Here is a 12,413-nt window from a genome sequence, read left to right as displayed (position 1 = left end):
AACAGAAAGATCAACTGGTAGTAATCCGTACTGAACATATTATACATTATTTTCAGTATAGTTGAGCTTATTATTGACTAGAGTCATGCTCTTTTCTGCGCGCCTCTACATCATCACCAAAAACGGCAGGGGATCGCTGGGCCCTGCCGGCGAGATCAGCTCAATGCGCTTTTCGCCAGGGTAGGTGCTGGGATCGATCTCAAAGGTAACCGTCAGCGCCTCGGCGTTGGCCTGCACCGGTTCCTTAGAGCGTCCCAAGGGATCCCCAAAGCTGACTCGGATCCCTTTACCCGCCGGGCTGACTCGGATTTCCGTCACCTGATCCAGATGGGATCCCTCTAGGGTACAGACGATTACATCCCCGACAAAGGCCTCCAGAGGCCAGCCCCGCCGCACCACCGGTTTGGACATGGTTGTCGCTCCCACAGGCTTCTGCATCTCAGTTTAATTTTTCATTTTCCCCTCCCTGCTCCAGCCCAAAACGGCTTTGGTGGCAGAGAGGCTCTCCCCCCTTGGGCCGGATCTCCTGCCACCCCTGTAGAGAAGAGGGAGTTGGGGAAAGGGCAACGGCAGGCGCTCGCAGCAACACCTGGCGGTCTGGGCCCACGCTCACCAAGCGGGGCATCTCTCCAAGGCTATCGGCCACCGCAAACAGCACCCGCTCTCGCGCCTGGGGATCCCAGCCCAGCAGCTCAGCATACCCCAGCGCCGGCGGCGGATCCCAGATTTGCACCGGTGGGATCCCTGTCGAGCCAGTGGGCAAAGGCCAGACCACCGCCCGATCCCAGCTCAAATCGGTCTGGAACCAGCCTTCGTACTCCCGCGCCAGCAAAGTGTTCCCCTGCCAGGCTAGAGGCAGGATCATGGCAAAATCCAATGCCTCAACGGGGTCGTATACCGACCCTGAGGCTTGATAGATAACCTGCAAGGCCCGAGTACGGGTGTTCTCGGCAAACAACACACTGGTCAACCGACCAGCCTGAGGCGTGGCCACCAAATCTAGCCGTGTGTACACCTGCCACTGGGGATCCGGCGCCGGCAAGGGATCGCTGCGCAACAGGCCAACCAATGTGCATTGCCGCTGCCGGGCTTGCTCCTGCAAGTCGTACACCCATTCCCAAGGGATGGGCAAAGTAGGGGGAGAGGAGACTCCAGGGGCAGCCGGCGCCATGTCCCTCGCCCAGGCAGCGCTCCCCTCCGCCCAGCCGATCCAAACAGCCACAAGGGCTCTCCCCAGTTGCCACAGCCAGTTTTGCCTGAGCCAGCCCCCCATCTGCCTCACCTTCCGTCGTGACATACTCCCGCACTCATGCTGATGCAAAGCGCTCCGCGCCGCTAGCGCGAAAAGGACGTTTCCTGCGCTTGAGGACTACGTCCCGCTGACGCGAAAAGAACGGGATGCCCCACCGCCCTGTGCTTGATGTTGATGGCCGCATGGTGGTCGCGCTCTAGTTCTAGCCCACAATGGGAACAAGAATGCCACCTGTCTTGAATCGCTTTCGGTACTCTTTGACCACACCGAGAGCAGTTTTGACTGCTGCCGTTGGGATTCACTGCAATCGCCCTCAGCCCAGCTCTTTCAGCCTTGACTGCCAGAATTCGCAGAAATTGTCCCCAACCAGCATCATAGGTGGATTTTGCTAGCTTCGTCCTCGCAATACCTTTGATATTCAGGGCTTCGTACCCAATATGCTTGCCCTTGCTTACCAGCCAGTTCGCTGTTTTGTCATGAAAATCTTTGCGCTGAGATAGTGGTTAGTGGATAGTCACTATTCACTATCCACTGGTCACTATCCACTAGTCACTAGCCATAGGCGGTTTGACCCCTTCTTCTTGCGAGACAAGGCTCGCTGCAACCTCTTGAGCCTGAGCTCTGCCTTGCGATAGTACTGGGGAACTGGAACAGACTCCCCCGCATCGGTCACCAAAAAGGAGTCCAGTCCCACGTCGATCCCTGTAGTGTTTTCCAGCGTTGCAGGCTCAGGAGTAAACTCAGGGACGGACGAATCTTGCAGGCTCAAGGTCACATACCACCCGTCTGCCCTGCGGCTGATGGTAGCCGCCTTAATCACAAAGCCCTCAGGCAAAGGACGGTGCTGAATTATGCGAACAGCACCGATTTTGGGCAGATGGATAAACTGCCCGCAAATGCAGTCCTGTTGCATCGGGGGGAAACTGAAGGAGCGATACCGCCCAGCTCCCTTAAATCTGGGTTTCCCTGCCCTCTTGCCGTTACCGTCCCCCTTCAGCCAGCGGTCGAATGCTTTGTGCACTCGCTCTATGCAGTTTTGCAGGACTTGCGAATGGATGGCTCTGTACTGCGGAAACAGGGCTTTCGTCTTCACCAAGTCCCGTTTCTGGGAGTAGAAATCGGGCTTGTCTTTCAGCTGGGGCAAATGACAGACTAGGGGACAAGCATTGATGTCACAGCGATTGTGTTCCCACCACGCAAAGCGCTCTGCCAAGCGATAGTTATAGTGCTCCCGCAACAACTCTAGCTATTGCTCCATTAGAGCAACTTGGCTAGAGGTAGGGCGTAAGCGATACTGGTAAGCAGTTCTCATGATGAGGGTATAAAATCCTGCTACGCCGGTCATAGCACCAGTAAGGACGAAGCATCGTGTCCTCGCCTTTTATCCCGACCCTTACCCTGGATAGTGGTGAGTGGATAGTGACCAGCCACTAGTCACTAGTCACTAACGGAGGGCGGGGCTTCCCGGCGGTCTAGCTAAAACCAAACCGAAAATGGAAGAAGTTTACTTACCAGAGGAGACCCTTTGCGCTTGGCTGTGGGAAGACCTGGGGCACGGCGACCTCACCACAGAGCTGACCCTACCCCCAGGACTGGAGGGTGAGGCGGTAATCCTGGCCAAGGAGACAGGGATCCTGGCCGGCCTGGAGATTGCCAAGCGGGTTTTTCGGCTGGCGGATCCCCAGGTGGAGTTCATCCCTGGAGTGGAGGAAGGGGCCAGGGTGGCTGTCCGTCAAGAGGTGGCCCACCTCAAGGGATCCCTGAAGGGCATTCTGGCGGGGGAGAGGCTGGCGCTCAATCTTCTCCAAAGGCTGTCCGGCATTGCCACCCTCACCCGCACCTATGTAGAGGCTCTCCGGGGAACCTCAACCCAGCTTCTGGACACCCGCAAGACCACTCCCGGCCTGCGCGCCCTGGAGAAGTATGCTGTACGGGTAGGGGGCGGCAAAAACCACCGCTTTGGGCTGTTCGACGGCATTTTGATCAAGGAAAACCACATCATTGCCACGCAACGCTGTTGCGACCGCGGCGCGGGAGGCGTTTTGGCAGCCGTCAAGCGGGCCAAGGAAGGTGCTCCCCACCACCTCAAGGTGGAGGTGGAGGTGCGGGATCTCCAGGAACTGGAAGAGGCTTTGGCAGCAGGAGCCGATCTCATCCTTCTGGACAACTTCACCCTGGAAGAAACCCAGGCCGCCGTCCAACGGGTGGGAGGGAGAGTTCCCCTGGAGGCCAGCGGCAACATGACCCCAGAACGGGCCAGGCAAGTGGCCGAGGCAGGCGTGAATTACGTCAGCGTCGGGGCGCTCACCCACTCGGCCAAGGCTTTGGATCTCTCTTTGCTGGTGGTGTGACCCTGAGCCAAGTCCTCGCTGGACACTGCTTTATTGCTACGCAACGCTGTTGCGACTGATGCTACTTTGAGAAGACAACCTAAGCCCAGCTCCAGCTCAACCGGGCGCCGCGAAAGGCTTCGCCGGGCATCTGGGTTGGGGGTTGCTTCTCTTGCCGGCTCAGATACCCCCCAAAGCAGAGTCGACCAACTCCAGGAGATGGGCTTTCCGTTATTGCTGCGCGCTGCTCCTGCAAACGCATTAGCGGGACAAAGTCCTCAGATCGTGTCCAGCCTCCAGAGGAACAAAACCGTTATTGCTACGCAACGCTGTCGCGACAAGAAGTCGAAAATGAAGGGAGAAACCCCATTGCTACACAACACTGCCACAATCGTCCAGGAGATTGCCCGGCTCAAACAGGAAAGGCAGGCAGTTATCCTCGCGCATTCGTATCAGCTCCCCGAAGTTCAAGAGGTGGCGGACTTTGTGGGAGACTCCTTAGGACTGGCTCGGGAGGCTCAAAAGACGAGCGCCCAGGTGATCGTCTTTGCGGGCGTGCATTTTATGGCGGAGACGGCTGCCATCCTTAACCCGGAAAAGACGGTGCTGCTGCCGGATCTGGAGGCGGGCTGTTCCTTGGCCGACAGCATTCGCCCAGAAGATGTGCTGCGGTGGAAGGCAGCCTGCCCTGAGGGCTTGGTGGTGGCCTACGTCAACACCGCTGCCGAGATCAAGGCTCTGGCAGATGTCTGCGTAACCAGCGCCAACGCAGTTCAAGTGGTGGCCAGCCTGCCCCCGGATCGCCCCATCTTCTTCGTGCCGGATATGTTTCTGGGAGCCCACGTTGCTCAAGTAACCGGAAGGGAGCTGGATCTCTTTCCGGGAGAGTGCCACGTGCATGTTGGCATCCGGGAAGAGCACCTCAAGGCGATGGTGGAAGAGCACCCTGGAGCAGAGTTCCTCATTCACCCGGAGTGCAGTTGCGGCTCTAGCTGTCTCTTTCTCAAACCGGATGCCAAGCTGCTCTCTACCGAGGGCATGGTGCGCTACGCCAAAGCTTCAGAAAGCCGCGAGTTTGTGGTGGCCACCGAGGTGGGCATTCTTCACCGGCTCAAGAAAGAAGCTCCAGACAAAACGTTCATCCCTGTCAAGGCAGAAGCCGTCTGCGAGTACATGAAGAAGATTACCTTGGAAAAGATTTACCGCTCCCTGCAGGAGATGCGCTACGTGATCCAGGTGCCCCAGGAGGTGGCTGAGAAGGCTCGCCGTTCCATCCTGGCCATGCTGGCAGTGCCCGCCGGAGCCTAGAGGTGGAGGGGAAGAACGGGGCGCCGCCCTTGTTAGAAACAGACCTGTTGATCCTGGGAGCAGGGGTGGCGGGGGTGTACGCAGCCCTGTGGGCCGAAGCCCAGGGGGCGACAACTCTGGTGGTAAGCAAGGATCCCCTTCCCTCTGGCTCTACCCCTTGGGCGCAGGGTGGGGTGGCTTTTCCTGCGGATGAGGCGGACGTAGAAGCCCATATCCAAGACACCTTGCAAGCGGGCCGCGGCCTGGTGGAAGAAAAGGTGGCTCGCTCCATTGTGGAGGAAGCACCCTTGCACCTGGAGAGACTTTTGCGCTGGGGCCTTCCTTTCCATCCCCAACCCGTCCGGGAAGGGGGCCACTCCCAAGCGCGGGTACGCCATCTGGGGGGGGATCGGAGCGGACTGTGGCTTCTGAGAGGTTTGCTGGCTCGCCTCAACAGGCTGCCTTTGCAGGGCTACACAGCCCTCAGCTTTTTGCTGGCGGGGGACAGGGTGGCGGGGGCCTTGCTGCTTGGCCCTGAAGGGCCGGTGGAGGTGAGGGCCGGGGCAGTTCTCCTGGCTACGGGAGGATTTGGCAGCCTCTTCCCCGTCTCGACAGCTCCCTCGGGGGCCACCGGCGACGGAATGGTGCTGGCTTGGCGGGCAGGGGCCACTCTCAGGGATCTGGAGTTTGTGCAATTTCACCCCACGGCCTTGCCCAATGGAGCGCTGGTGAGCGAGGCAGTAAGAGGAGAAGGGGCTGTTCTCCTCAACGCCTTGGGGGAGCGTTTTATGCCTCGCTATGCGGAGCTGGGAGAGCTGGCGCCGCGGGATGTGGTAGCTCGGGCCGTTTTCTGGGAGCGGCAGCAGACAGGGGGAACCTACCTGGATCTGCGGGTCGTCGAACATCTGGAGGAGCGCTTTCCCACCGTTGTTGCCTCTGCCCGCGCCTTGGGGCTGGATCCCACGAAGGATCTGCTCCCAGTTGTTCCCGCGGCTCACTACGTGATGGGTGGGATCCGAACGGACACTTTCGGCTTCACCGGCCTGCCGGGCCTTTATGCTGCTGGGGAGGTGGCTTCCACGGGCCTGCACGGAGCCAATCGCTTGGCTTCCAACAGCCTTTTGGAAGGGCTGGTCATGGGCAAGCGGGCCGCCTTGGCTGCCTTGCAAGATTTGGGAGAGGTGAGCTTTCCCCGACAGCTGCAGAGGCTACCCGTTCTGGCGACGTCTCCCGACATCCTGCCGGCTCTCAGGCATCGAGTTGGGGAAGCTTTGGGCGTTGTGCGGGAGGGAACACGGCTGCGGGCTTTTCTGACCTTTGTCAAGGCACTTCCCCTGCAGGAAAAGCCTTGGGCCACCCGGGAAGAGGCCGAGGCAGGCAGTCTGCTTTTGCTGGCCCGTCTGGTAGCGCAGGGGGCGCTGCTGCGGGAGGAAAGCCGCGGGGCCCATTTCCGCGAGGATTTTCCTCAGGAAGGGGAGCCTTTCCATACGGAGGTGCGCGGTTCAACTTTTTTCCGGAGACCTCTTGATGCTACGCATTGCTAACGGCAACAGGCATTCCACTCATGGTGAAAGACGCCCGGCCTGTCGATGCGCTCGAAGGTGTGGGCCCCGAAGAAGTCCCGCTGGGCTTGGGTGAGGTTCTGGGGCAGGTTGGCGGTACGGTAGCTGTCGTAGTAGGCCAAAGAAGCGCTGATGGCCGGGATCGGGATCCCCAGGGCAGCCGCCGTGGACACCACCCGCCGCCAGGATCCCTGCCGCTCCCGGATGGCCTGCTCGAATTCCTCATCCAAGAGCAGGTTCACCAGCTCTGGATCCCGTTTGTAGGCCGACTGGATCTCGCCCAGGAAGCGGGCGCGGATGATACAGCCCCCCTTCCAAATCCGCGGAATCTCGCTGAAGGTGTAGACGTAGCCGTGGGCAACGGTGGCTTTTTTGAGCAGGGCCATCCCCTGAGCATAGGAGCAGATTTTGGAGCAATAGAGAGCAGCGCGCAGATCTTGGATAAAGCAGTCGGGATCCCCTTCAAAAGTGGCGTCCGGCCCTTTCAACTGGGCAGAGGCAGCCACCCGCTCCTCTTTCATCGACGAGAGGATACGAGCTTGCACTGCCGCTTCGATGGTGGGCACCGCTACCCCCAGATCCAGAGCATCTTTGACCGTCCACAAACCGGTGCCTTTCTGCCCGGCCTTATCCAGAATGAGATCCACCAACGGCTTGCCGGTTTCCGGATCCAGGGTTTGGAAAATCTTGGCGGTAATTTCAATCAGGAAAGATTCCAGCTCCGTTTCATTCCAAGCCTGAAAAATCTCCTGCATCTGCGAGGCCGACAGCTTCAAGGCCCTGCGCATTAGGTCATAGACCTCGGCGATCAGCTGCATATCGCCGTATTCGATGCCGTTGTGCACCATCTTCACGTAGTGCCCGCCCCCTTTGGGCCCCAGGTAGGTGACACAGGGGCCGTCTGGCACTTGAGCGGCAATTTTGGTCAAGATGGGCTCCAGTTGTTGGTAAGCCTCTGGGCTGCAGCCGGGCATGAGGCTGGGGCCGTTCAGGGCTCCCTCTTCCCCGCCGCTCACTCCCATGCCGACAAAGTGGATCCCGGTGGGGGCGAGGGCTTCGGCACGGCGATCGGTGTCGGTGTAGAGGGAGTTGCCGCCGTCGATGATGATATCCCCCGGATCCAGCAGGGGTTTAAGCTCGTCAATCACCGCGTCTACCGGCGCACCCGCCTTGACCATGATCAAGAATTTGCGGGGCCGCTCCATCAGTTGCACCAATTCCGGCAGGCTGTAGGCGGGGGTGATCCGTTTGCCTTGGGCTCGCTCCCGCATGAACTGGTCGGTTTTGGAGCTGGTGCGGTTGTAGACGGCAACCGGGAAGCCATTGCGCTCGACGTTGAGGGCCAAGTTTTCCCCCATCACCGCTAGGCCGATCACCGCAAAGCTGGGCTTGCTCATAGTTGGGCACTATCGACACCTCACCCAATCTAGAGGCCAATCTGACCGACCGGGTTCAGGGATCCTGTTTTCTTCACCTTTGCCGGCCCTGATTCAAGGGCAGCCCAAACTCTCACGGGTGGTTACGCCGGTTATCGGGTGGGATCCCTCAGCTTGCTCACACAACTGCCGCTTTGCCGCCCGATCCACATAGGCTTCGCTGAAATCGGCGCCGGCAATCTGCGCTCCTTGCCAAACCGCCCGCGCGGCAATGGCTCCCGTGAGCTTGGCCCCTCTGAGATCGGCTCCTGCCAAATTGGCCAGATCCAAAAGGCTATTGCTCAAATCGGCACCGGATAGGTTGGCCCCCGCCAGATTGGCCTTGGTGAATGCCGCCCCCGCAAGGTTGGCCCCGTGCAGATCGGCGCCCTGCAGGTTGGCGCTGACAAAGCTGCTGCCCCGCCAATCTTGGCCGGATAGATCTTGACCTTGCAGATCGGCGTTGTTGAAGTTGAGACGGGCTTGGCTGCCCGCTATGGAGCCCCAGAGGAGCCAAAGCAGCAGAGTGGCCGCCAGCAGCATGCCCAGCTTCCCGAAGTCGCGCCAGCAAGTCGAGGCGTTGGATTTTGGGGCCATCGAGGATCCCTAGATTCTCTACCCCTATTCTTGCCGATTTTCCCCTTGCCCACTGAGAACTGGGATCATTGCGTTGCAGCAGAGACAGCCGTTATCCGCCGTAGGTTACATTCCGCTCGGTGGTGCGAAATTGCAGGATCGTCAGCCCCACCACAATGAGAAACAGGACGATGGATTGCGCGGCAGCCCTACCCAAATTGCCAGAAGACACTCCGATTTTGTAGATCTCGTAGATCAACACCGAGGTGGATCCGGAAGGGCCCCCAGCAGTCAGCAAGTCAATGGTGCCAAAGATATCGAAAAACGCATAGGTCATGTTGGTAATCACCAAAAAGAAGGTGATGGGAGAAAGCAGCGGTAGGGTGATGGCAAAAAAGCGACGCACTGCCCCGGCTCCATCAATGGCAGCCGCTTCCAGCAGATCCTTGGGCAGGTTTTGCAGGCCGGCAAGGTAAAACAAAATGTTGTAGCCCATCTGCTTCCAAACGCTGGCAAAAATCACCACCCAAGGGGCCAAGTTGGGATCGCTGAGCCAGTTTAAACGGGGGATCCCCACCAGGCCCAGCAAATGGTTGGCCACCCCTCCCAAGGGGTTGAACATGATAAAGAAGATGATCCCGGCCACCGCCGGAGAGATGGCGTAGGGCCAGATCAGCAACACCCGATAAATCGCCGCCCCCCGAATCGGCTGATAGGCCAGCGTGGCAATCAACAGGGATCCGCTCAACCCCAGCACCACGATGGCCGCCGAAATGGCAAAGGTAATCCCCAGGCTGCGCAGATAGGTGGAATCCGTCAGCAAAGCGGTAAAGTTATCCACACAGACGAAGCGGCTGCGCGGCGCCCCCACAAACGTGAGCAGGGTGGAAAGGCGGAAGGTATCCAGCCCTGGGTAGTAGAGAAACACCACCAAGATCGTGAAGGTGGGCAACAAGAGCAGCCACGCCAGCCACCACTGCTTAAAGATGCCCCTCTCCTGAACAGCTGGGCCGGGGATCCCCAGGCGGCGCTCCTGCTCCTTCTGCGTCCACGCCAACAGCGGCCAGAGGGGAATGGCCATGCCCGCCAGCACCAGCCCCACGCCAAAGGCCATGTCGATGGCCTTGCGCTCCGGCTCAAAAGTGCAAAAATCCAGGGGCGCCATAAAAATCAGGGATCCCAGCCCTCCTGCTAGGCCCCCCAGCACTGCCCCCACCAGCACAGGCCACTCGATGCGTCGAAAACGGAGCCCCATCCAGAGGGATCCCAGCAACCCCGCCAACAGCGGCACCAACACTTGGATGAATCCCAACATCGCCTCTCACCTCGGCTGTGCTCTTCACAAGAGCCTTATCAAAGCCCGGAAAGGGGCAGGCCGCCGCCCACCCCCATCCCTCAATAACACCGTCAGCCCATCGACATCCAGGTTACTGGTAGAGGGAGTTGTACTCGGCCAGAAGGCGGTTGGCCTCCTGGTTGGCCTTGGCCATAGCCTGGGCTGGATCCCCGCCTTTAAGCATCAGATCTTCCATGGTTTGGGTCACCACGTTGCGAATTTCGGGGAAAGCCCCCAGCAGCGCCCCCCGAGTGGCAGGGGTCACCTTGGAATTGTTGATTTGGTCGCTGGCGGTGAAGAAGTTGGGGTTTTCCTTGAACCAGCCCTTCGACTCCAGCAAGGCTACCGAGCTTTTCCGAATGGGCAAGTAGCCGGTCACTTGGTGCCACTCGGCAGCATTTTCGGTGTTGTTCAGCCACAACATGAAGGTCAGCGCCCCCTCTTCCACCTCCTTGGGCAGATCCTTCACCAGCCAGAGGCTGGCTCCCCCGATCAAGTTCCCCGTCCAACCCTTGTCGGCGTTGTAGGGCATGCGGGTGGTGACCAGCTCGATGTTGTTCTGCTTGGCGGCATTGGTGATGTTGGCGGCATCGGCGCTGCTGGTGATGGCCATGGCGACGGTACCGGTCTGGATGGCCTGCTCGGTGGCTGCCCAATCCCGCTGCTTGCCGCTGTAGATGTAGTAGCCTTTGTCATACATCCCTTTCCACCAGGTGGCGATGGCAATTGACGGCTCCGAGTCCAAAAAGACCTGGGTGGCACGGGCGGCACGGCCATTGTCGTTGTTGGCCAAGAGGGCATTCTGCTGGGCCATCCACTGCTCGTAGAACCAGCCGTGATTGGGCCAGGTCACACAGCCCTGGGGAGCGTCGGGGAGGGCCATGATCTTTTGACAAGCAGCCTCCAGCTCTTGCCAGGTGGCCGGCGGCTTTTCGATCCCAGCCTTCTTCAAGATGGCCGTGTTGGAGTAGAGAATGGGGCTGGAGCTGTTCCAGGGCATGGAGGTAAATTTGCCATCCAGGGTGTAGTAGCTCACCACCGGCTCGATAAAATCGTCGAAATTCACTGGGATCCCGTTCACTTCGGTGCGATTGCCCAGAGCCTCGGCAATGGACTTGAAGTAACCAAAATCCCGTGCCCGTTGGGTGCCCACCTCAAACCATTGCACCACCGAAGGAGCAGCATTTTGTTGAATGGCCAGGTCGGTGGCTTGCTGAATTTCTTCGTAGTTGCCGTAGCCTTCGACCGTAACTTTGTATTGAGGAAATTGTTTGTTGAACTCTGCCGCTTTTCCGCGGGCCCAATCCAGGCGGTTGTCGGTAAAGGCAATCCAAACTTTGACTTCGGCAGGAGACTGAGCAAAGCTGTCGGCAGCCAGAAGAGCAGCAGCAGACGCAGCCACGAGGCCAGCCGCAACAGCCAGGAAAGTACGACGGGTATTCATAGAAAAATGCAGTCGCATTCGCTAAAGGCACCTCTGAGATTACAGCACCGACATTAAGAGCAGGTTATGTCTGGCTGGGATCCCCTCGGGAGGTGAACCCTCAGGCCGAAGTCAGAGTCAGATGAGGTGAGCACCTAGCCTGGGTCATGATTGGCAATTTCTCAAGGGGTCTCGAAAAATGAGAATGAAAATGAAAACCGCAAGCTTTTGCCTGTTATTGGTTACTGCCCTCCTGATGGCGCTTGCTCCCTTTGCGCAGGCTCGCCCCCGTCAACGCACTCGCACAGCCACCACGCCAACGGCTGGATCCCTGACCCCGCGCGGTGAGCGCACCTTCACTCACTCCGGCACCTACACTCGCACCGGGCCAAGTGGCAGATCGGGTAGTGGCACCTATTCCGGCCAGGGATCCCGGCAATTCATTCCCGGCCAGGGGGTGGAAGGAGACTATTCCGGCCAAGTCACTACCCAACAAGGTCAGACCTGGAACCTGAACCATCAGCACACCACTACTCACACACATGAGGGTTGGCAACGGCAGGGCAGCACCACCCTGCAAAACGCCGAGGGCAAGACGGTGGGCAGCAGCTCGAGCCTTATCGAGGGCCAAGCGGGGCAAGGCTGGCAGCGCAGCGGCCAATTCAACAATGCCCGCGACCAAACCTACACCACCGAGTCGAGCAGCACACCGACCGGGCCAGGACACTGGCAGCGGGAAACTCGCGTCTTCAATGCCCAAGGGGATCTGCTCGGTGGCTCTGATACCGATGTGCAGTACCGATTTGTGCCAGGGCAAGGCTGGGTGAAAACAGTAGAAGGCAAGACTCTAAAGGGTCAACCCATCCGCCGCACCACCACAGTCGGCCCCAACCTGTGAAGAAGAATCTGAAGGGCACTTTAAGGGATCCCTTAGGATTTTGTGGGAGGAAGCGGGCGGACGGAATCGAACCGACAACAGCAGTTTGGAAGACTGCGGTTTTACCATTAAACTACGCCCGCACGGGCATTCAGCGATGCTGAATATCTATGGTAGCATCTCTCGGCGGTGCCCCTTCCCACTCAGAGTTTGGAGAAAAATCCATCTCCATCAGCGGGACAGACTTCTCCGGTAGGCTGGGCTTACAGCCTGTTAAGGGCTCAAGGGGTACAATAGCAGCACTTAGCAAACCAACTTCGGAAGGAGGATGGATTGATCAGTAGTAAAGAAGTCT

Annotated in this window: 10 protein-coding genes, 1 tRNA gene and 1 pseudogene; 4 read left to right on the top strand and 8 right to left on the bottom strand. The window is 59.0% G+C overall.

Translation table 11 applies throughout. The annotated features are described in order from the left end of the window. Nucleotides 1–105 precede the first annotated feature (105 nt). From ACVWZJ_RS13780 to ACVWZJ_RS13770, 3 genes and pseudogenes are all read right to left on the bottom strand, one after another. Complete coding sequence (locus tag ACVWZJ_RS13780) at nt 106–411, bottom strand: hypothetical protein (protein ID WP_011434047.1); 306 nt, start codon at nt 409–411, stop codon at nt 106–108. A gap of 28 nt (nt 412–439) precedes the next feature. Beyond that, entirely contained in the window at nt 440–1,297 is an 858-nt protein-coding gene (locus ACVWZJ_RS13775) for a hypothetical protein (protein WP_187147238.1), read from the bottom strand. Between the two features lie 38 nt (nt 1,298–1,335). Then, nucleotides 1,336–2,564, bottom strand: a pseudogene (locus ACVWZJ_RS13770) (RNA-guided endonuclease InsQ/TnpB family protein). A gap of 181 nt (nt 2,565–2,745) precedes the next feature. On the opposite strand from ACVWZJ_RS13770, the gene nadC reads away from it, so the two are divergent. The 3 genes from nadC (at nt 2,746) to ACVWZJ_RS13755 (ending at nt 6,413) form a co-directional block, all read left to right on the top strand. Next, on the top strand, nt 2,746–3,603 hold the full coding sequence (gene nadC / locus ACVWZJ_RS13765) for a carboxylating nicotinate-nucleotide diphosphorylase (RefSeq protein WP_011434043.1): 858 nt from the start codon (nt 2,746–2,748) through the stop codon (nt 3,601–3,603). A gap of 198 nt (nt 3,604–3,801) precedes the next feature. Further along, nucleotides 3,802–4,890: a quinolinate synthase NadA gene (nadA, locus tag ACVWZJ_RS13760; RefSeq protein ID WP_011434042.1), complete on the top strand. Its 1,089-nt coding sequence runs from the start codon at nt 3,802–3,804 to the stop codon at nt 4,888–4,890. 29 nt (nt 4,891–4,919) lie between these two features. After that, complete coding sequence (locus ACVWZJ_RS13755) at nt 4,920–6,413, top strand: L-aspartate oxidase (RefSeq protein WP_457396416.1); 1,494 nt, start codon at nt 4,920–4,922, stop codon at nt 6,411–6,413. Here the strand turns inward: ACVWZJ_RS13755 and gndA are convergent. The 4 genes from gndA to ACVWZJ_RS13735 all read right to left on the bottom strand — a co-directional run bounded on the left by gndA (nt 6,410) and on the right by ACVWZJ_RS13735 (nt 11,202). Then, nucleotides 6,410–7,828, bottom strand: coding sequence for an NADP-dependent phosphogluconate dehydrogenase (gndA, locus tag ACVWZJ_RS13750; protein ID WP_457396414.1), 1,419 nt, complete (start codon nt 7,826–7,828; stop codon nt 6,410–6,412). The genes ACVWZJ_RS13755 and gndA overlap by 4 nt on opposite strands. A gap of 93 nt (nt 7,829–7,921) precedes the next feature. Further along, the gene (locus tag ACVWZJ_RS13745) at nt 7,922–8,443 is read right to left on the bottom strand and encodes a pentapeptide repeat-containing protein (protein ID WP_457396412.1); all 522 of its coding nucleotides are present in this window, start codon (nt 8,441–8,443) and stop codon (nt 7,922–7,924) included. Between the two features lie 91 nt (nt 8,444–8,534). Next, a complete protein-coding gene (locus ACVWZJ_RS13740; protein WP_457396410.1) occupies nt 8,535–9,737 on the bottom strand; it encodes a carbohydrate ABC transporter permease in 1,203 nt (400 codons plus the stop codon). Nucleotides 9,738–9,849: 112 nt separating this feature from the next. After that, entirely contained in the window at nt 9,850–11,202 is a 1,353-nt protein-coding gene (locus tag ACVWZJ_RS13735; protein WP_414380441.1) for an ABC transporter substrate-binding protein, read from the bottom strand. A gap of 190 nt (nt 11,203–11,392) precedes the next feature. Here ACVWZJ_RS13735 and ACVWZJ_RS13730 point away from each other — a divergent pair, with 190 nt between their 5' ends. Then, nucleotides 11,393–12,079, top strand: a complete 687-nt coding sequence (locus ACVWZJ_RS13730; protein ID WP_457396409.1) for a hypothetical protein — start codon at nt 11,393–11,395, stop codon at nt 12,077–12,079. 51 nt (nt 12,080–12,130) lie between these two features. Here the strand turns inward: ACVWZJ_RS13730 and ACVWZJ_RS13725 are convergent. After that, nucleotides 12,131–12,201 (bottom strand) — tRNA-Gly (locus ACVWZJ_RS13725). Nucleotides 12,202–12,413 lie beyond the last annotated feature (212 nt).

It is taken from the genome of Thermostichus sp. OS-CIW-29, assembly GCF_054058195.1.
The sequence above is the reverse complement of the archived record's forward strand: the minus strand, read 5'-3'. Positions and strand labels throughout refer to the sequence as shown.